The organism is Azospirillum sp. UFLA03-27, from assembly GCF_059803775.1.
In genome coordinates this window covers 1-20,440 of record NZ_JAUQTX010000107.1, presented here as the reverse complement: position 1 = coordinate 20,440, position 20,440 = coordinate 1, and the positions used below count along the sequence as shown (strand labels likewise).

Annotated in this window: 15 protein-coding genes and 1 tRNA gene; 5 read left to right on the top strand and 11 right to left on the bottom strand. The window is 70.2% G+C overall.

What is annotated here, in order from left to right; genetic code table 11:
• Both Q4I23_RS16955 and ihfB read right to left on the bottom strand, forming a co-directional pair.
• A partial coding sequence (locus Q4I23_RS16955; RefSeq protein ID WP_498526964.1) for a lipopolysaccharide assembly protein LapA domain-containing protein occupies positions 1 to 407 on the bottom strand: 407 nt, incomplete at its 3' end.
• 88 nt (positions 408 to 495) lie between these two features.
• On the bottom strand, positions 496 to 780 hold the full coding sequence (gene ihfB / locus Q4I23_RS16950) for an integration host factor subunit beta (protein WP_014239239.1): 285 nt from the start codon (positions 778 to 780) through the stop codon (positions 496 to 498).
• A 275-nt stretch (positions 781 to 1,055) separates the two neighbouring features.
• Here ihfB and Q4I23_RS16945 point away from each other — a divergent pair, with 275 nt between their 5' ends.
• A complete protein-coding gene (locus Q4I23_RS16945) occupies positions 1,056 to 1,862 on the top strand; it encodes a DUF2189 domain-containing protein (RefSeq protein WP_498526963.1) in 807 nt (268 codons plus the stop codon).
• 131 nt (positions 1,863 to 1,993) lie between these two features.
• On the opposite strand, the gene rpsA is transcribed toward Q4I23_RS16945, so the two are convergent.
• From rpsA to ggt, 4 genes are all read right to left on the bottom strand, one after another.
• Entirely contained in the window at positions 1,994 to 3,703 is a 1,710-nt protein-coding gene (rpsA, locus tag Q4I23_RS16940) for a 30S ribosomal protein S1 (protein WP_035671076.1), read from the bottom strand.
• Positions 3,704 to 3,858: 155 nt separating this feature from the next.
• Entirely contained in the window at positions 3,859 to 4,521 is a 663-nt protein-coding gene (gene cmk, locus Q4I23_RS16935; protein WP_498526965.1) for a (d)CMP kinase, read from the bottom strand.
• 5 nt (positions 4,522 to 4,526) lie between these two features.
• On the bottom strand, positions 4,527 to 5,864 hold the full coding sequence (aroA, locus tag Q4I23_RS16930) for a 3-phosphoshikimate 1-carboxyvinyltransferase (RefSeq protein ID WP_454020460.1): 1,338 nt from the start codon (positions 5,862 to 5,864) through the stop codon (positions 4,527 to 4,529).
• Positions 5,865 to 6,174: 310 nt separating this feature from the next.
• A complete protein-coding gene (gene ggt / locus Q4I23_RS16925) occupies positions 6,175 to 7,953 on the bottom strand; it encodes a gamma-glutamyltransferase (protein ID WP_498526962.1) in 1,779 nt (592 codons plus the stop codon).
• A gap of 206 nt (positions 7,954 to 8,159) precedes the next feature.
• Between ggt and Q4I23_RS16920 the strand changes: the two genes are divergently transcribed.
• From Q4I23_RS16920 to Q4I23_RS16905, 4 genes are all read left to right on the top strand, one after another.
• On the top strand, positions 8,160 to 8,552 hold the full coding sequence (locus Q4I23_RS16920) for a TIGR02300 family protein (protein WP_149164117.1): 393 nt from the start codon (positions 8,160 to 8,162) through the stop codon (positions 8,550 to 8,552).
• A 127-nt stretch (positions 8,553 to 8,679) separates the two neighbouring features.
• Positions 8,680 to 8,755, top strand: a tRNA-Ala gene (locus tag Q4I23_RS16915).
• A gap of 170 nt (positions 8,756 to 8,925) precedes the next feature.
• The gene (locus tag Q4I23_RS16910; protein ID WP_119508056.1) at positions 8,926 to 9,204 is read left to right on the top strand and encodes a hypothetical protein; all 279 of its coding nucleotides are present in this window, start codon (positions 8,926 to 8,928) and stop codon (positions 9,202 to 9,204) included.
• 89 nt (positions 9,205 to 9,293) lie between these two features.
• Positions 9,294 to 10,196: a pirin family protein gene (locus Q4I23_RS16905; protein WP_014239231.1), complete on the top strand. Its 903-nt coding sequence runs from the start codon at positions 9,294 to 9,296 to the stop codon at positions 10,194 to 10,196.
• Here Q4I23_RS16905 and Q4I23_RS16900 read toward each other — a convergent pair.
• The 5 genes from Q4I23_RS16900 to Q4I23_RS16880 form a co-directional block, all read right to left on the bottom strand.
• Positions 10,174 to 12,144: a molybdopterin biosynthesis protein gene (locus Q4I23_RS16900; protein ID WP_498526961.1), complete on the bottom strand. Its 1,971-nt coding sequence runs from the start codon at positions 12,142 to 12,144 to the stop codon at positions 10,174 to 10,176. The two genes, Q4I23_RS16905 and Q4I23_RS16900, sit on opposite strands and share 23 nt — an antisense overlap.
• A gap of 27 nt (positions 12,145 to 12,171) precedes the next feature.
• The gene (locus tag Q4I23_RS16895) at positions 12,172 to 13,404 is read right to left on the bottom strand and encodes a molybdopterin molybdotransferase MoeA (RefSeq protein ID WP_498526960.1); all 1,233 of its coding nucleotides are present in this window, start codon (positions 13,402 to 13,404) and stop codon (positions 12,172 to 12,174) included.
• Positions 13,405 to 13,435: 31 nt separating this feature from the next.
• The gene (locus tag Q4I23_RS16890; protein WP_498526959.1) at positions 13,436 to 14,356 is read right to left on the bottom strand and encodes a diguanylate cyclase; all 921 of its coding nucleotides are present in this window, start codon (positions 14,354 to 14,356) and stop codon (positions 13,436 to 13,438) included.
• A gap of 52 nt (positions 14,357 to 14,408) precedes the next feature.
• Positions 14,409 to 18,221, bottom strand: a complete 3,813-nt coding sequence (locus Q4I23_RS16885; RefSeq protein ID WP_498526958.1) for a response regulator — start codon at positions 18,219 to 18,221, stop codon at positions 14,409 to 14,411.
• 59 nt (positions 18,222 to 18,280) lie between these two features.
• On the bottom strand, positions 18,281 to 20,440 hold a 2,160-nt coding region (locus tag Q4I23_RS16880), incomplete at its 5' end, for a PAS domain-containing hybrid sensor histidine kinase/response regulator family protein (protein WP_498526957.1).

Sequence of the window (20,440 nt, the reverse complement as noted above, 5' to 3'; positions counted from 1 at the left end):
GTTATAGTCTCGTGGGCTCGGAGATGTGTATAAGAGACAGGGGCGGCGCCGGACCCGGTCACCGCGGGCAGGCCGGCGGTGCCGGACAGCGGACGGTTCATCTCGGCCAGACGCTTCTCCGCGGCGGCGGCGCGGGCCTGCGTCTCCTTCAGCTCGCGCTCCAGATAGGAGACGCGGTCCGAGGAGCGGCGGGCGCGGCGGCGGTAGCGGCGCTGGGCGTTCCAGGCGACGACTCCGCCGGCCAGGAAGCCGATCACCAGCGCCACCAGCGTGGCGAGATAGACCGGAACCTCCAGCGTGAAGGGCAGCGGCCAGAGCGACAGCGTGACCAAGCCACGGTTGGAAATGGCGAACAGCACCGCGGCCAGCGCGATGGGAACGGCGATGATGAGGGCGATGAAACGCACGGGTGTGGTCCTCGTATCCATGATCGGGGGCCGGGGCAGCGCCGGGTCCGCTCCGACGACTCAGTGACGGGCTGTCAATGAACGGACATCATTCGTCGGTGTTCAAGCGCTCGCGCAACTGTTTTCCGGTCTTGAAGAAGGGGATCGCCTTCTCGCCCACCTCGACGGCTTCGCCCGTGCGCGGGTTTCGGCCGGTGCGGGCGTCGCGACGCTTGACGGAGAAGGCGCCGAACCCGCGCAACTCCACCCGGTCGCCGCGGGCGAGCGCCTCGGAGATCTCGTCGAAGATAGTGCCGACGATCTTTTCGATGTCGCGCTGGTACAGGTGCGGATTGCGCTCCGCGAGCCGTTGAATCAGCTCTGATTTGGTCATGGCGATTCCGTTTCCCCCGGTTCGAGCGCCCTTGGACCGCGCTCCTTGACCTGCGCGCAAGCGTGCCACCGGGTCCGGTGACCGTCAAGCTAAGCCTTTCTGGCGGAACCCTTTTCCCGGCAACGCTCCGGCTTGCCCGACGGCCTCCGGGAAAAAGGTCCGAAATGTAATTAATCTGTCTTACGGATTGCCTTTGAACTCACCATTTCCGATGACATGGTTGGAACGGTCCCGGTCGCCGGATGCGGTCGAAGGGACGCGGTTGGAGGTTCGCCATGACGCACGCCCATCACACCGGCCCCGCCGACCCGCTGGCCGGCCTGCCCTACGCCGACCGCGTCCGCACCGTCACCGCCGCCCAGGCCCTGGGTTGGCTGCGGGCGGGCTGGATGGACCTGCGGGCGTCGGGCTGGGTCAGCCTCGCCTACGGCGCCCTCTTCGTCGCCATCGGCTTCGCGCTGACCGGCGGGTTGGTCCTGGCTGGGATGGCCTATCTGATCGCGCCGATGATCGGCGCCTTCCTGCTGATCGCCCCGCTCCTGGCGCTCGGCCTCTACCGGATATCCAAGGACGTCGAGGAGGGGCGCCGGCCCAGCCTGTGGCGGGCGCTGACGGCGTGGCGGGCCAACCCTTACCACATCCTGACCGCCGGCCTGATCCTGATGCTCTATGTCATGATCTGGGCGCGGATGAACGTGGTGGCCTTCGCCCTGTTCTTCCCGCACGAGGCCATCGCGCTCGACCATTTCGTGGCGCAGATGTTCAGCCTGGACGGTCTGGTCTTCACCGTCTTCATCACGGCGCTGGGCTTCGCCTTCGCCGCCTTCGCCTTCATCACCAACGTCACCGCCCTGCCGATGATGATGGACCGCCCGGTGGACGTCTTCGCCGCGGCGCTGGCCTCGGCGATGGCGGTGCTGCGCAACCCGCGGGTCCTGGCGCTGTGGGCCGGTCTAATCGTGCTGGTGACCGGCGCCGGGCTGCTGACCGGCTTCCTCGGGCTGATCGTCGCCCTGCCCCTGGTCGGCCACGCGAGTTGGCACGCCTACCGCGACCTCATCAAGGAGGACGAGGAGGGGTGAGAGGCTGATGCGCTGTAAAAGGAAAAAGCCGCCGCGGGGTGACCGCGGCGGCTTTTTCGTAACCAAGTGCGAGAGGCGGGCTCCCTCCCCGACCCTCCCCGCTGACGCGAGGGAGGGAGATGGGAAGGACCTTACTCTTCGCCGGTCTGCTGCTTGCGCTTCAGAGCCGCACCCAGGATGTCGCCCAGCGAGGCGCCCGAGTCGGACGAACCGTACTCGGCCATCGCCTGCTTCTCCTCCTCCATCTCGCGGGCCTTGATGGACAGCGAGATGCGGCGGGAGCCGCGGTCGATCTGGGTGACCTTCGCGTCGACCTTCTCGCCGACGGCGAAGCGGTCCGGACGCTGCTCCGAACGGTCGCGGGACAGGTCCGACTTGCGGATGAAGCCGGTGTAGCCCTCGCCGACCGTGACCTCGATGCCACCGTCGGTGACCTGGGTGACGGTGCAGGTGACGACCTCGTTCTTCTTCAGGCCGGCCGTGGCAGCCTCGAACGGATCGTTCGCGAGCTGCTTGATGCCGAGGGAGATGCGCTCCTTCTCGACGTCGACGTCCAGGACCTTGACCTTGACGCGGTCGCCCTTCTTGTACTCGGCGATGGCCTCCTCACCCGACTTGTTCCAGTCGAGGTCGGACATGTGGACCATGCCGTCGATGTCGCCCGGCAGACCGACGAACAGACCGAACTCGGTGATGTTCTTGACCTCGCCTTCCAGCTCCGTGCCCGGGCCGAACTTGTCGAGGAAGGTCTCCCACGGGTTGTCCAGGCACTGCTTGAGGCCCAGGCTGATGCGGCGCTTCTGCGGATCGACGTCCAGGACCATGACCTCGACTTCCTGCGAAGTCGACACGATCTTGCCCGGATGGACGTTCTTCTTCGTCCAGGACATCTCCGAGACGTGCACCAGGCCCTCGATCCCCGGCTCCAGCTCCACGAAGGCGCCGTAGTCGGTGATGTTGGTGACGCGGCCCTTGAACCGCGAGCTGACCGGGTACTTGGCTTCCACGCCTTCCCACGGATCGGCCTCGAGCTGCTTCATGCCGAGGCTGATGCGCTGGGTCTCCGGGTTGAAGCGGATGACCTGGACCGTGACGGTCTGGCCGATCTGCAGGGCCTCGGACGGGTGGTTGATGCGGCGCCACGCGATGTCGGTGACGTGCAGCAGGCCATCGACGCCACCCAGATCCACGAACGCGCCGTAGTCGGTGATGTTCTTGACCACACCCTGCAGAACCTGGCCTTCCTTGAGGTTGGCCACCAGCTCCGAACGGGCCTCGGCGCGGCTCTCTTCGAGAACGGCGCGACGCGACACGACGATGTTGCCGCGCGAGCGGTCCATCTTCAGGATCTGGAACGGCTGCGGGGTGCCCAGCAGCGGGGAGATGTCGCGGACCGGACGGATGTCCACCTGCGAACCCGGCAGGAACGCCACGGCGCCCGACAGGTCGACGGTGAAGCCGCCCTTGACGCGGCCGAAGATGACGCCGGTGACGCGGGTCTGGTCCTGGAAGGACTTCTCCAGCAGCGCCCAGGCCTCTTCGCGCTTGGCCTTCTCACGCGACAGAACGGCTTCGCCGTTCTTGTCTTCCATGCGCTCCAGATACACCTCGACCGTGTCGCCCGCCTTCATCTCGGGCGGCTGGCCGGCAACGGCGAATTCCTTCAGCGCGACGCGGCCTTCCGACTTCAGGCCGACGTCGATGGTGACCATGTCGTTCTCGACGGAGACGACGCGCCCCTTGACGACCGAGCCTTCGAGGGACTCGGCCGTGCCGAGCGACTCCTCGAGCAGAGCCGCAAAGCTTTCCTTCTCGCCGGTCCGGGCCATAGCTTGTGCCATTGAAACTCCTAAGGTTGGCCGAAAGCGATCCCGCCATGGTCCGTCCCGCGGCAAAACGGGCCGGCCCCCGATGGGACCACCGCGCCGGGCACCACGCCCGGCGACTTGGTTGACATATGTTCCTTTGGAGGGCCGAAGCGCCCGGACCCTGATGCTCAGACCTTGGGGCCGAAACCGGTTTTCGTTCCGATAAAGGCGGTCGCCGCTGCGAACGCCTGGTCGGCGTCGAGGGCGGAGGTATCAAGCACAAAAGCGTCGGCAGCCGGCAGGAGCGGTGCTACCGTCCTCTGGCTGTCGCGCGCGTCACGGGCCTTCATGTCCTCCAGGACGTCGGACGGTATAGCCGGAATCCCGCGTTCCCGCAACTCCTTGAGTCGCCGTTCGGCCCGCACCTCCACCGAAGCGGTAACGAACAGCTTGGCATCGGCGTTCGGGCATACGACCGTTCCGACGTCCCGCCCGTCCAGCACCGCCCCCGGCGCGCCGCCGGGCGGGGCCGCGGCGAAGCGCCGCTGGAAATCGAGCAGGGCGGCCCGCACCGCCGGCACCACGGCGACCTTGGAGGCCGCCTGCGCGGCCTCGTCGTTGCGCAGAGCCGGGTCGTTCAGGATGCCGTCCTCCGGCCGCAACGCGCGGGCGGCCTGGGCCGCCGCCGCCGCGTCCGCCGGGTCGCCGCCCGCGCGCAGGACGCTGACGCCGACCGCGCGGTAGAGCGCCCCGGTGTCGAGATGCGCGAAGCCGTAGGCCTGGGCGATCCGCTTGGACAGCGTGCCCTTGCCCGCCGCCGCCGGGCCGTCGATGGCGATGACCAGACCCATCGCCCTCATGCCCCCGCGATCTTGGCGCCGACGCCGTTCATCAGGGCGACGAAGCCGGGGAAGCTGGTGTCGATGAAGGCGCCGTCGTCCACCTGCACCGGCTCGGCCGTGGCCATGCCCAGCACCAGGAAGCTCATGGCGATACGGTGGTCCATGGCGGTGGCGACGGTGGCGCCGCCCTGCGGCGGCTTGCCGGTGCCGTAGACGGTCAGGCTGTCGTCCGCCCCGACCTCGACCTTCACGCCGCACTTGGTCAGCCCGTCGGCGACCATGGCGAGGCGGTCGCTCTCCTTCACGCGCAGCTCCTTCAGGCCGAGCATGACGGTGGTGCCCTCCGCGCAGGCGGCGGCGGCGGCAAGGATCGGGTACTCGTCGATCATGCTGGGGGCGCGATCCGCCGGGACGACGATGCCCTTCAGCGGGCCGTGCTTCACACGGAGGTCGGCCACCGGCTCGCCCGCCTCGTCGCGGCGGTTCTCGAAGGCGATGTTCGCGCCCATCTCGACCAGCGTGTCGTAGAGGCCGGTGCGGCGCGGATTCATGCCGACGCCGGGGAGCAGCAGCTCCGAGCCGGGGCGCAGCAGCGCCGCGACCGCCGGGAAGGCGGCGGAGCTGGGGTCGGCGGGCACGACGATGGTGCGCCCGGTCAGCTCCGGCTGGCCGACGACGGACACGGCGAGCGCACCGTCCTCCATCCGCTCGGTCGTCACGGTGGCGCCGAAATGGCGCAGCATCAGCTCGGTGTGGTCGCGGGTCGGCTCCGCCTCGATCACGGTGGTGGTGCCGGCGGTGTTCAGGCCGCAGAGGATGATCGCCGACTTCACCTGGGCGGAGGCCACCGGCAGGCGATAGGTGATCGGAACGGTGCGGTCGCTGCCGACCACGGTCAGCGGCAGCCGTCCGCCGGACCGCCCGACGAAGCGCGCCCCCATCTGCTCCAGCGGGCCGGTCACACGGGCCATCGGGCGCTTGTTCAGCGAGGCGTCGCCGGTGAAGACACAGGTGATCGGGTGCGACGCGACGAGGCCCATCAGCAGGCGCGCCGCCGTGCCGCTGTTGCCCATGTCGAGCACCTGCGCCGGCTCGCCCAGACCGCCCAGACCGACGCCGCGCACGCGCCACACCCCGTCCCCGCCGCGCTCCGCCTGGGCGCCCAGCAAGCGCATGGCGGCGGCGGTGTTCAGCACGTCCTCCCCTTCCAGCAAGCCGTGGATGACGGTTTCGCCCACCGCAACGGCACCCAGCATCAGCGACCGGTGCGAGATCGACTTGTCGCCCGGCACGCGGATGGTGCCGGCCAGCGCGCCGGTGGAGGATGAGCGAAGCGGCTTCGCCTGCAGCATGGGAGGGCTCCCCAGACAAGAATGTGACCAGGGCGGAGTACCTAGCACAGCGGGAAGGGCGATGCGAGCGATGCGCGGCTCCCAAAGGGTGATTGGCTGAAAGCCGCGCGCAGGCAATGCGGGCAAGAATCGACACGGATTTCACGGATTGAAAGCGGATTTTCCGGAACCGGGTGGCTGGGCGCAGCGCAGCGTCCCGTGATCGGCAAAGATCCGTGAAACCCGTGCCCTGATCCGTGAAATCCGTGTCGATCTTGTCCGCCAAAGCCGCGACCGAACCGTTCGAACGTGCCCCTGACCGCTCCCGCGATCAGTCGCCGTCCGCCACCCCCTCGCGCCGGGTGTCGGCGCCGCCGGACAGCCCCTGGCCGGTCACCACGATCGCCTGGGTGCCGGAGGTCAGCTCCATCGCCTTGACCGTGTGCCCCCGCGCCTCCAACGCCCCTATCCAGCCTTCCGCCTCGGTGCCCTGCTCCAGCTCGGTCGGGCCGTTGCGGCTGCCGAAGTTGGGGGTGTCCACCGCCGCCTGCGGGTCGAGATTCCAGTCCAGCAGCGCGACCAGCGTCTTGCCCACGTAGTTGATGATGTTGCTTCCGCCCGGCGACCCCACCGAGGCCACCAGGGCGCCGTCGCGGAAGACCAGGGTCGGCGCCATCGAGCTGCGCGGGCGCTTGCCCGGCTCCACCCGGTTGGCGACCGGCTTGCCGTCCTCCGTCGGGGTGAAGGCGAAGTCGGTCAGCTCGTTGTTCAACAGGAAGCCGCGCACCATCAGACGGGAGCCGAAGCCGTCCTCGATGGTGGTGGTCATGGCGACGGCGTTGCCCGCCTCGTCCACCACGGAGATGTGGCTGGTGCCATGCTCCTCGGCCTCGGCGAAGCCCCAGGCGCGGCCTTCCCGGAAGGGCGGCTCGCCCGCCTGCGCCTTGCCCATCGACCGCTCGCCGACCAGGGCGGCGCGGCTCGCCAGATAGCCGCGGTCGAGCAGCCCCTTCACCGGCACCGACACGAAATCGGGGTCGGCCAGATAGAGCCCGCGGTCGGCGAAGGCGAGTCGCCCGGCCTCCGACATCCAGTGCGCCGCCAGCGCCGGATCGCCGCGGGTGGCGGCCATGTCACGGCCCTCCAGGAAGGCCAGCATCTGCAGCACCGCGATCCCACCGGAACTGGGCGGCCCCATGCCGCACAGGGTGTAGACGCGGTAGGGGCCGCAGACCGGTTCCCGCTCCTTCACCCGGTAGGCCTTCAGATCGGCCTCGGTCATGTCGCCGGGATTGGTGGGATGGCCGGTCACCGCCTTGACGAGGTCGGTGGCGATCGGCCCCTCGTAGAAGGCGGCGGAGCCTTTCTCCGCAATGGCGCGCAGGGTTGCCGCGAACTCCGGGTTCTTCAAGACATGGCCGACCGGCCAGGGCGTGCCGTCCGGCTGGTAGAAATAGGCGCGCGCCGTGGGGTTGGCCGGCAGGTGCTTTTCCATCGCCAGCTGGCCGTTCAGCCGCGGGCTGACCGTGAAGCCGGTCTCGGCCAGCGCGATGGCGCGTTCGAACAGCCGGGGCCAGGGCAGTTTGCCGTGCGTGCGGTGGGCGTGCTCCAGCAGCATCACCGTGCCCGGCACCCCGACCGACCGGCCGCCGACCACCGCGTCGTAGAAGGGCATCGGCTTGCCATCCGCCCCCAGGAAACGCTCCGGAGTCGCCGCGGCCGGCGCCGTCTCGCGCCCGTCGAGGGAGGTCACCACCTTCGTTGCGGCATCGTAATGGACCAGGAAGGCGCCGCCCCCGACGCCGGAGCTTTGCGGCTCCACCAGATTGAGGACGAGCTGCACGGCGATGGCCGCGTCAACCGCGCTGCCGCCCGCCCGCAGGATCTCGCGCCCGGCCTCCGCCGCCAGCGGATTCGCGGCGGCCACCATGTACCGCGTGGCGGTGTCGAGGCTGCGGCTGCCGCGTCCGGTCGCGCGCTCCGGCGCCACGTCACCCGCGGCGGAAGGAGTCGTGGACGGCGCCGTCTGGGCCAAGGCCTCCAGCGGCAGCGCCGCCAGCAGGCCGGCGGACAGCAACGCCCGCCAGCGGCGGGACAGCAGGATCGGCATCGGCTTCCTCCCCCATTATCATGGTATCCTTGTGGGCGGCCCGAAGGACCACCGCAGGGTGAAGTTTGGCACCGGCCGCCGGACCTGCCACGTCGACGGCGGCATTCAGCGAACTTTTTTTTGACAAGCGCCCGCTGGCGTGGCAAAGGGCGCGGCTTGCAATTCCCGAATTGGGCATTCCCTAGGAACGTGACGGAGGACGAGGCGTGGCCAAACCCGAATGGGGCGTCAAGCGCATCTGCCCGAGCTGTGGCGCGCGCTATTACGATCTGCGCAAGGACCCGCCGGTGTGCCCGAGCTGCGGAGCGCAGTTCGATCCCGAGGCGTTGCTGAAGTCCCGCAAGGCGCGCCCGGCGCCGGTCGACGATGTCAAGAAGGCCCCGGTGGTCTCCTCGGAGGACGAGGAAACCGAGACCGAGGAAGAAGAGTCGACGGAACTCGACGAAGTCGAGGACGATGTGACCGTCGACGACATCGAGGAAACCGACGAGACGCCCGAGGACGAGGACGATGTCCTGATCGAGGACACCTCGGAACTGGGTGAGGACGACATGGACGAGGTCGTCGACGTCGAAGGCGAGGACGAGGAGGAGCGCTGACCGGCGCTCTTCCGGGTGAGCGGAAAAAAGGTGGACGGGGCTGAATTTTTCTCTTGCATCGGCCCCTCGTCCTGACCAATATCCCGCTCCACCGAGGCAGGCCGCAAGGCTCGCCGCCCAGAGTTTCGGGGCCATAGCTCAGCTGGGAGAGCGCTACAATGGCATTGTAGAGGTCAGGAGTTCGATCCTCCTTGGCTCCACCAAACACCTGAAGGGCCTGCGCATCACCGCGTGGGCCCTTCGGCGTTTCAGGCCTCTGTTTCCTCCCGCCTCTCCTGTCGCCGCCGTCTTGACAGGCGTCAAGGAAGGCTCTTTGGTCGGGCGGCACCGTCGGCTTCCGCCGATTTCCCTTTCCTCCCGCTTCGGACACGCCATGGCCGACATCCTGATCGCCAACACCCTGACAGGCGACACCACCCTGGGCGCGCTGAACGCCGTCGATCCGGACGCCGTGGGCCGGCTGGCGCAGATCCATCCGGTCTTCAACCCCGGCGTCGGCGTGCCCGACAGCGCCAGCCTGAACGATCTCGCCAAGGCCACCGGCATCCCGCTGGACGTGCTGCTGGCCACGGCGCGCGGCGCCATCCACGTCACCGCCCCGGCTGGCGGCTGCGGCTGCGGAAGCGGTGGCTGCGGCACCCCCAAGCACTGAACGCTTTCCCCCTCCCATTCGCGGCGCCGGTCCCCACCTGTTGGTGGCACCCACCATTGGGAACAGGCTTCGGGAACGGGAGGACACGCATGACGACGGCGCCAACATCGACCGAGTCTCCGGACGGCTGGCTGGAAACGGTGGTCGTTCCGCGCACCAGCGACATCGGCGGGTTCGAGGTGCGACGCGCCCTGCCCTCCGTCCGCAAGCGGATGGTCGGGCCGTTCGTTTTCCTCGACCAGATGGGGCCGGCCATCCTGAAAGCCGGGGCGGGCATCGACGTGCGCCCCCACCCGCACATCGGGCTGGCCACCGTCACCTACCTGTTCGACGGCGAGATCCTGCACCGCGACAGCCTGGGCACCGTGCTACCGATCCGTCCGGGGGCGGTGAACTGGATGACCGCCGGGCGCGGCATCGCCCATTCCGAACGCTCCGCCACCGACGAGCGCGGCCGCGACCGGCTGCTGTCGGGCATCCAGTCCTGGGTCGCCCTGCCGAAGACCCATGAGGAAACCGACCCCGCCTTCGTCCATCTCGGCGCCGACGAACTGCCGGTGGTGGAGGGCGAGGGCAAGCGGCTGCGCGTCGTCGCGGGCGAGGCGTACGGTGTACGTTCGCCCATGAACACGCTGTGGGACACGCTGTACGTCGATGCCTCGCTGGACGCCGGCGCCCGCCTGCCCATCGACCGTGAGACGGAGGAGCGGGCGCTCTACATCGCCGACGGCACCGTCACGATCCACGGCGACCGCTTCGAGTCCGGGCGGCTTCTGGTGCTGCGTCCCGGCGACGCGGTGACGGTGGAGGCCGAAACCGCCGCCCGCCTGATCCTGCTGGGCGGCGCTGTGATGGATGGCCCGCGCCACATCTGGTGGAACTTCGTCTCCAGCCGCCAGGACCGCATCGAACAGGCCAAGGCCGAATGGAAGGCCGGGCGGTTCGACGCCGTTCCCGGCGAGACGGAGTTCATTCCGCTCCCGGAACGGTGAAGCCGAGCGCCGTCAGCTTTTCCCGCACCGCCGGATCGGCCAGCGCCGCCAGGAAGCGCTGGACCGCCGGCCGCTCCCGGCGGTCGTTGGGGATCACGAAGTCGTAATGCTCCGCCTGCAGGGGCAGGAAGCCCAGCCCGTAGAGGGTGGCGACGCTTTCGATGGCGACGCCCCAGTCGGCGCGGCCCTGGGCCACCGCCACCGCCACGGCGTTGTGCGACTTGGCCTGCGACCAGTAGCCGGTCGGGCGCGCGGCCCCGAGCAGCCGGTCGGTCAGGATGCGTGTGCCGCTGCCGGCGTTGCGGTTGACCAGGATGCAATTGGGGTCCTGCGCCGCCGCCAAACCGGCCTCCCTGGCCGTTCCGCCCTCGAAACGAACATCGCCCTTGCGGAAGACGATGCCCTGAAGGCGGCTGTAGCCGGGCACAAGGCTCAAAGCCGGGGTCAGGAAGGGGCGGTTGTACTCACCGCTCTTCGGATCCATCAGGTGGATGGCCGCCACGTCGCACTCGCCGCGCCGGGCGGCGGCGAGGCCGCCCATGGAACCGACGTTCAGCGCCTTGACCGTCAGCCCTTCCCCGACCAACTGGCCGGTGATGGCGTCCAGCCCGACGCAATGGCTGCCGATCACGATCAGGTCGGCGGGGCGGGTGTCGCGCCCGATGCGCTGGACCGATACCGGGGTGCCGGCCTCCACCGCCTCGGCCTGCGGGTCGATGGCGATGAAGCCGTCCGCCGCGCTGAAGGCGGTCACCGCGCCGGAGCCCTTGGACAGCGGGTAAGCCGCCAGTCCCCCGTCCGCCCCACGCACCAGCGAGACCATCACATATTCGGTTCGGCCCCGTTCCGATCCCAGCCGCATCGGCACCGTCGCGTCCACGCTCTCCTTCGCCGCGGGCGGCAGACCGGCCAGCGCACGCAGCACCGGGGCGACGAACTCGTGGAAGGTGAACATGGCAGAGGTCGGGAAGCCGGGCAGGATCACCACCGGCTTGCCCTTCGTTACGGCTAGGCACAGAGGCTTGCCGGGCTTCAAGGCGACGCCGTGCGCAACGATGCCGGGATCGGTCAGGCGGCTGACGATGCGGTAGGACAGGTCACCCGCCCCCTTCGACGTTCCGCCCGACAGCAGCAGCGCGTCGCAGGCCAGACCCTGTTCGACCAGCGGAGCCAGTTCGGCCTCGTCGTCGCGGGCGATGCCCAGCCGGACCGGCTCCCCGCCCAACTCCTCCACCGCGGCGGCCAGGATGGCGGCGTTCGAATCATAGACGGCACCGGGCCGGATCGGCGCGCCCGGCGCTACGATCTCGTCGCCGGTGGACAGGATCGCCACGCGGGGGCGGCGGACCACCGAGACCTCGGCCCGCCCGATGGCGGCCAGAACGCCGATCTCGCGGGAGGTCAGCAGCTGCCCACGGCGCATCACCGTCTCGCCGCGCCCGATGTCCGACCCGGCGGCGGCGACGAAGGCGCCGGGCACCACCGGCTTGCGGATCGCCACCAGAAGGGCGTCGCCTTCCTCGTACGACTCGGTGTGCTCGACCATCACCACGGCGTCGGCGCCGCGCGGCAGCATGCCGCCGGTGGCAAGCACCGTGGCCGTGCCAGGGGCGACGGTCAGCGCCGGGACGCGCCCGGCGGACAGCACCTCCTCGTTCAGGCGCAGCACGACCGGCGTGTCCTCGCCCGCCCCCAGCGTGTCGGCGGCGCGCACCGCGAAGCCGTCCACCGAGGAGCGGTCGAAACCGGGGACATCGACCTCAGCCACCACGTCGGCGGCCAGCACGCGGCCCAGCGCGGCGCCCAGCGGCACCGTCTCCGCCCCCTTGGGCGTCAGGTCGAGATGGCGGAGGAACCGCGCCTCGGCCTCGTCGCGGCCGACCACCTCGAGAAACTGCTCCTGCCGGGCCGCCTGGGCGACGAACCGCCGGATGTCCTGGTTGGACACGCCCTTTCCCCCCTCGCTTAATTCTGTTCAGAGACTTGTACCGTCAAAACAGCGCAGGGTCACGGTCGCCCCCGCCGGGACGCCCTCGCTTTCCGCGGGGATCAGCACAAAGCCGTCGGCCAGCACCGCCCCGGCCAATCCCGGCCGGTACGGGGAGGCGACCGGCTCGACCATTCCATCCGCCGTCCGGCGCACGCGGTACAGTTCGGTGCAGCCGATCTCCGACACCAGCTTGCGCACCACCACGGCGGGGACCGCCGGATGGGGCAGCCCAGGGTCCCGCCCGGCCAGACGGCGCAGCGCCCGCCCGGCCAGCAGCTCATAGGCCGTCAGGCAGGCCATCGGTTCACCGGGCAGCAGCACGGCGGGCACGCCGCACGCCGTCCCAAGCGCCGCCGAATCGCCGGGGCGCAGGGCCACGCCGTGCAGGGCAAGTTGCCCCGCCTCGGCCAGCGCCAGGGGGGCCACATCGTCCTCCCCAACCCCGGTGCGCCCTGCGGAGATCAGCAGGTCGGCGCCGGGAGCCGCGTAGGCCGCGGCCAGCGCGGCGCGGTCCGCCGGCAGCGGTCCCACCAGCTCCGCCACGCCGCCATCGCGCGTCACCAGGGCGGTCAGCATGGCGCCCAGCGTTTCGGGTCCGGACCGCGGCCCCCCGGCCAGCACGATCCGCACCCGCGGCCGGGCGCCTACACGCACCATGTCGATCCCCAGCGCGGCGAGCAATCCAAGATCCTGCGGACGCAAGCGGTGACCGGCCTTCAGCAGGACCGTCCCGCCGCGCAGCCCCTCCCCCTGCCGCTCCACGCCCTCGCCCGGGGCGGCGCTGCCCAGCGCCTCGACGAAGGGACCATCGGCCTGCATCGCCTCCACGGGCAGGACGGCGTCGGTCCCCGGCGGCATCGGCTCGCCGGCCGCGACCGTCACGGCGCCCGGCAGCGGAACCGGGTTGTAGGAGCCGGCGCCCAGCGTGTCGCTGGAGGCCACCGCCACACCGTCGCGGGCGGCCCGGTCGGCGGGCGGCCAATCCCCCGGCGCCTTCACCGGCTCGGCGAGAACCAAGCCCTCCGCCAGCGTGGCGGGGAGGTCGGCGAGAGCCACGGCGCGCGGCGGCAGAGGGCCGACAGTGGCGTCGATCCAGCCTTCCGCGGCCGGCAGGGCGGCCCGGCTGGCGAAGCCGCGCCCGCGCACGTCGGGCGGAGTCGCTGCAAATGAAGAGCGGTCCCCGTTCGCGGTATGGTTTCCGGCTCTGGCCGCGGTCATGGCTGCACCCGTGATGCCTCAGGTCGGCCCGTTATACCGAAACCTCCACACCGCCGCTGCACACACGGTTGCGGCCCGCCCGCTTGGCCTCGTAGAGCAGGCCGTCGGCAAGCTGGGTCAGCCGCTCCGGCGTGTCGTCCAGCGTCGGCCGGGCGGTGGCGACGCCCAGGCTGATGGTGACGTGGTCGGCGACATGGGACACCGCGTGGGGCAGTCGGCGGTCGGCCACCGTCTCGCGCAGACGCTCGGCGACCTGGACCGCGCCGTCCTCGTCGGTTTCGGGAAGCAGGCAGACGAATTCCTCGCCGCCATAGCGGGCGATCAGGTCGCCCGGCCTCATCATCTCCTCGGCCAGGAGTTGGGCCACCGCGCGCAGGCACTCGTCGCCCGCCTGATGGCCGTAATGGTCATTGTAGGGTTTGAACTGGTCGACATCGAGCATGACCAACGACAGCGGAAGCTGCACCCGCCCACAGCGCCGCCATTCGCGCAGCAACACCTCGTCGAAGCGGCGGCGGTTGGCGATTCCGGTCAGGCCGTCGGCGAAGGACAAGGTGCGCAGCAGGTCGGTCTGTCGCTTCAGCAGCAGGTGATTGCGCACCCGCGCCTTGACGATCGGCGGGCTGATCGGCTTGGAGATGAAGTCGATGGCGCCGACCTCCAGCCCATAGGTCTCGTCCTCCACCTCGCTCTTGGCCGAGATGAAGATGACCGGAATATCGCGGGTGATCGGATCGGTCTTGAGACGGGAACAGACCTCGTACCCGTCCATGCCCGGCATCATGATGTCCAGCAGAACGAGATCGGGCAGCCGGGACTGCGCCAGCTCCAGCGCCTTCGCCCCGTCGGTCGCGAAATAGATGTCGTGCTCGTCCTTCAGGATGCGGCTCAGGACATGGACGTTGGACGGGATGTCGTCGACCACCAGGATCTTGGAGCGTGCGTCGGTCATGTTCGGTTCCTGGTGGCCGGTTCCTGAAAGGCGATTCCTGGTGCGAAGCGGGTCAGTCGGCCGGAAGGCTCAGACCGAGGTCCTGGGTGATCCTGCGCAAGATTCCTTGAGCTTTTGTAAAATCGAGGCCGTCGACCGCCGACGAGAGCGCCTTCATGGCCGCCGGGTCGATCCAGTCGGCCAGCGGCGGGGCTAGAACGGCGAACTCCTCCGCGGCGGCGAAGTTGCTGTCACGCAGCAGCCGGGCGAAGCGCTCCAGCATGGGCTCCAGCGTTGCGATGTCCATCGCCGGACCGCCACCGCCCGGCGGGAGGCCGGGGGCGTGTCCCGGCGCAACGGCCAACCGGGCGGCGGCGAGCCGGGCGGCGGAGTCCAGCACCGCCTCCAGCTCCGCGCGCAGAACCGGCAGCTGCTGCGCCGCCGCCGCCCGGTCCCCGCGGAAGGCGGCGACCTGCACCGCGTCCGCGGCGGCGGACAACGTCCGCGCGCCGATGTTGCCCGCCAGGCTCTTCAGCTCATGCCCCAGCGCCTTGGCCCGCGGCAGGTCGCCGGCGGCCAGCGCCGAGGCGATGCCGTCCGCCGCCCCGTCGTAGGTCCGGGCGAAGTCGGTGACGAATTTGCGGAACAGCCCGACGTCGCCGTCGAGGCGGTGCAGCGCGTCCTTCACGTCGATGCCCGGCAGGTCGGCGGGAAGCGCTCCACGGGCGTGGGACGGCACGGCCTTGGGCAGAAGCGGCATGCCGGGCGTCGCCGACGGCTGGCCGAGCCAGCGCGTCACCACGGAAAACAGTTGCTCCACGTCGATCGGCTTGGCGATGTGGTCGTCCATGCCGCCGTCCAGGCAACGCTGGCGGTCGGACGGCAGGGCGCTGGCGGTCATGGCGATGATCGGCAGCCCCTGCCCGGCGGGCCGGGCGCGCAGCCGGCGCGTCGCCTCGAATCCGTCCATCTCCGGCATCTGCACGTCCATCAGGACGAGATCGAAGGGCGGATTCGCCTCCTCGACCCGGGCGACCGCCTCGCGCCCGTTGCCGGCCAGGGTCACGCGGGCACCGGCGCGCTCCAGGATCTCGCGGGCCACCTCCTGGCTGATGCTGTTGTCCTCCACCAGCAGCAGGCGCTGCCCGAACAGCGGGCGCCGTTGCGGCGGGCGGAGAAGGCCGGCGGGGACCGGCGCGCAGGGGTGCAGCGGGATCGTCTCCAGCGCCTCGCCCTCCGCGCCGCGCCCAAAGGCGTCGATCACCGCATCGAGCAGGGAGGAGGCGGTGACCGGCTTCACCAGCGCGCCGCTCAGGCCCAGGTCCGGTGCTCCCGCATCCCCCATCCGCTCGCGGCCGAAGGCGGAGACCACGATGATGACCGGCGCCTTCACCAGCCCGTCCTCGCGGATGCGGCGGGAGGTTTCCAGCCCGTCCATCCCCGGCATCTTCCAGTCCATCAGCACGATGTCGTAGGGCTGCCCGGCGGCGGTCGCGCGCTCCAGCTCCGCGATCGTCTCAGGCCCGGAGGCGCAGAGCGAAGCCCGCCAACCGAAGGAGACGACCAGTTCGGCCAGCACTTCGCGCGCCGTGTGATTGTCGTCCACCACCAGCACCGAGAGGCCGCGCGGCACGGCGGAGAACCGCGACGGACGCTCTCCCACCCGCCCGGCATTTCCGAAAGCGGCCTGCCCGAAGACGGGATTCCCGAAAACGGCGGTGAAATGGAAATCGCTGCCCCGGCCCGGCTCGCTCGTCACATCCATGGCGCCGCCCATCAGGGCGACCAGCCGCGTGCAGATGGCCAGCCCGAGGCCGGTGCCGCCGTAACGCCGGGTGGTGGAGCTGTCGGCCTGGCTGAAGGCCTGGAACAGTCGTTCCTTCTGCTCCGCGTCGATGCCGATTCCGGTGTCGCGGATGGAGAAGGTCAGGACCGCCCGCTCCTCCACCACCTCGACGGCGCGGACGGACACCACCACCTCCCCCGCCTCGGTGAACTTGATGGCGTTGCCGGCGAGGTTGATGAGCACCTGCTGAAGGCGCAAGGGGTCGCCGACGAGGTCGAGCGGAACCTCCGGCCCGACCGAGAACAGAACCTCGATGTCCTTGTCCTGCGCCGCCGCGCCGACGATCACCGCCAGGTTCTGCAGCAGGTCGTCCAGGCGGAACTCCACCCGCTCCAGCTCCAGCTTGCCGGCCTCCACCTTGGAAAAGTCCAGGATGTCGTTCAGGATGCCGAGCAGCGACTGGGCCGACACGCGGATCTTCTGGGCGTAGTCGCGCTGGCGCGTCGACAGGTCGGTCTGCTGGAGCAGGTGGACCAGCCCCAGGATGGCGTTCATCGGCGTGCGGATCTCATGGCTCATGTTGGCCAGGAATTCGCTCTTGGCGCGGCTGGCCGCCTCGGCCACGGATTTGGCCTGGCGGAGCGCCTCCTCGGCCCGCTTGCGCTCGGCGATCTCGTGGAAGACGACCACCGCGCCCTCCACCCGGCCGTCCTCCAGCATGGGGGAGGCCGCGAACTCCACCGGGAAGCTGGTGCCGTCCTTGCGCCAGTAGATGTCTTCCGAGCCGCCCCGCGCCTCGCCGGTGCGCAGCACCTCGAAGACCGGGCAGTCGATGGTCGGCGCCGGCGTGCCGTCGGCGCGGGTGTGGTGAAGCAGCACATGCAGGCTGCGGCCCAGCATCTCCTCGTTGCTGTAGCCGGTCAGCGCGCAGGCGGCGGGGTTGGCGAAGGTGATCCGCTCGTCGCGGTCCACGCCGCAGATCCCTTCCGACGCGGATTGCAGGATCAGGTTCAGCCGGCGGTTGGCCCCGGCGAAGGCGCGGTTGGCCAGCTCCAGGCTGCGGGCGGTGGCATCCAGGTCGGCGTTCGTCTCGGCCAGCCGACGGCGCCCCACCTCCTCGCGCGACAGGCTGCGCGCCGCCGCCAGCGCCAGCGCCGCGCAGGCGGCCACCGCCAGCAGGACCAGCAGGCCGCCATGGATCGTGCGCTCGCGCCAGGGCGTCAGCGCCTCGTCCCGCGACACCCCGACCTGCACGATCAGCGGCAGATCCTGAACCCGCAGGTTCGCGACGATCCGCTCCGATCCATCCACCGGAGACTGGCTGAAGATCGTGCCGCCGATGGCCCGCGGCGCCTCGTCCATTGGTCGGGTCACCGGAGGCATGTCGGGGGGCGCCGCGGACAGCGATGCGGCGGTGTCCTGGCCCGACAGGCTGAACAGCAGGGTCCCGTCCTCGCGGTACACGGCGACGGCGCCCCCGCGTCCGATGTTCAGCCCGTCGAAGAAAGAACGGAAATAATCGAGGTCCAGGGCGATGTTGGCGACGCCCTGGAAATTCTCCACCGTCCCGATGCGGCGGCTGATGGTGAAGGTCGGCCGGCCGGACAGCCGCCCCCGGATCATCCCGCCGATGTGGAAGGTCTCGCCGTTCCGGTGAGCCTGGAAGAAGGCGCGGTCCGCGTTGTTCATTGGCGGCGACGGATACTGGCGCGTGGTCAGCAGCCCGTTTCCGGCGGCGTCGAAAATCCAGATGGAACTGACCTCCGGCATGGCGTCGGACATCGCGCGCAGTTCCTGCCACAGCGGCAGGTCGCGCCCGACCGCCTCCACCTCCCGCGCGCGGAGTCGGTCGTCGACGCGCTGCAGAATGAGATCGCTGGTGGCGACGGTGCGGCGCACATGCTCGTGCAGCAGGCGGGCGGCGTTCAGCGTCCGGTCACGGGCGTGGCTCACCGCCTCGTCGCGGTCGGCCCAGGTGGCGGCCCCCCACAGGCCGACTCCGAACAGGGCGATCACCCCGACGATGGTCGTCAACAGCGTCCGCAGCCGCGTGCGGGGGGCCGCGGCGTGTCCCTCCGCCGTCAGAAAAGCTTCGTCCATCGCCGGTGTCCGCCAGATCCGGCGCACGCCGGAGGAGAGAAAGGTGCCGCACATGGGAATTATGGCGTCCGGACGATATCCTTCGCAAGAGACTTGAAACGGCTGTCCCCCCGGCCGCGGGACAGCGTGTCGCGCAATGCCTCCGCCCCCTCCTCCGCGGCGTCCAGAACGCTGCCGGCCAGCCCCTCCGCCTCGTGCCGGCGGCCGGAGCGCAGGGCGGCGCTGAGCGCGCGGCAGGCGGACGCCAGACGGACCAGCCCCAAATTGGCCGACGGGGCGATCAGGGCCTGCGCTTCCGCCAGCGCGCAGCCGGATTCACCGCCCATGCGCAGGCGCCCTATCCGCTGGGGCAGCTCGTCGAGGAAGGCGGCGGCCATACGGTCGCACGCCTCGTCCCCCATCTCGTCGGACAGCCGGGCCAGCATCGCGCGGTCGAGCGGCTGACGGAGCGGGATCGGCTCCACCGCCGTGAAGGTCTCGGCCATGGCACCCCGTTCCGCGGAGGCGTCGGTTGCTTCGGCCGCCCGGCCGCCCTGGACGGCCCAGCCCAAGGCGGCGTCGATCGCGTCCAGCATGGTGGCGCGGTCCACCGGCTTGGCGATGTGACCGTTCATGCCGGCGTCGTGGCAGCGCCGAACCTCGTCGGGCAGCGCGCTGGCGCTCATCGCCAGGATCGGGATAATCCCAACCGGCGGCGGCAGGCCGCGGATCGCCCGTGTGGCGGAATGACCGTCCAATTCCGGCATGTGCACGTCCATCAGCACGAGATCGCAGGCGCCGCGCTGCACCGCTTCCACCGCCTGCCGCCCGTTGGCGACGGCGTCCACGCGGTGCCCCGCCCCCTGCAGCATGGCCGTGATCAGCTCCCGGTTCATCGCCAGATCCTCGGCCAGCAGGATGCGGGCCGGACGGCGGTGGACCAGCAGTTCCGCCGCGCAAGGGGCGCCGCTCCCGGCGGGCGGATCGGCTTCGGGCAGGACCAGCGACAACCAGAAGGTCGAGCCGACGCCCGCCTGGCTCTGCACCCCGACCGTCCCGCCCATCATCTCCACGAGCCGCCGGCTGATGGCGAGGCCGAGACCGGTGCCCCCGCGCGACCGGTCGATCTGGCTGAAGCGTTGGAAGAGCTGGCCCTGCCGGTCGGACGGGATGCCGATTCCGGTGTCGGCGACGCTGATCGTCAGATGCGGACCGGCGGGAGTGTCGGCGATCTTCACGACGGTCAGGCCGACGTCGCCATGCTCGGTGAACTTCACAGCGTTGGCCAGCAGGTTCAACACCACCTGCCGCAGCCGGTCGGGATCGCCGCGCAGCCAGTCCGGCACGTCCGGAGCCACGGCGGCGTGCAACGTCAGCCCCTTCGCCTCGGCCTCCAGGCGCAGCACCGCCGCGCAATTGGCGATCAGGTCGCGGATGGCGAAGGAGGTGTCGTTCAGCACCAGCCGCCCCGCCTCGATGCGCGAGAAGTCCAGCACATCCTCGATCACCGTCAGAAGCGACCGCCCGGCGTCGTGCACCAAGCGGGCGTGGCGGCGCTGCCGGGGCGTCAGATCCTCGTCCAGAAGCAGGCGGGCAAAGCCCAGGATGCCGTTCAGCGGGGTGCGCATCTCGTGGCTCATGGTCGCCAGGAACTCGGCCTTGGCGCGGCTGGCCGCCTCGGCCTCCAGGCGGGCCTGGATCAGCGCCTGCTCGTTGCGCTTGGTCTCGGTGACGTCGGTGACGATGCCGTCCCACACGATGTCGCCGTTGTCGCGCCGCGCCGCACGGCTGGAGACGCTGATCCAGCGGATGTCGCCGTTCGGCCAGATGATCCGGTATTCCAGCCGCCAGGGCTGCAGCGTCTCGGCGGAAGCGTGGATCGAGGCGAGCAGCCGCGGGCGGTCTTCGGGGTGGAGGATGCGGTTCAGCGACTCCAGCGTCACCCGCTCGGTCGCCGGCAGCCCCATCACCTGGAAGAAGCCGGGGCTGCAGTAGGGGAAGCGCAACCGGCCGTCCACCGTCAGCACCCGCTGGTACACACCGCCCGGCAGGTTCGCCACCGTCGCGGTGAATCGGCGCTGGCTTTCGGTGAGGGCGATCTGGAGATCGCAGCGCTCCTGTTCCTTGCGCAGGAAGGTGCCCAGCGCCAGCGTGCCGAGAAGGTTGCCGAGGCTCAGCGGAACCAGCGCGGTGTCGACCCTGTCTCTTATACACATCTGACGCTGCCGACGATTATACGC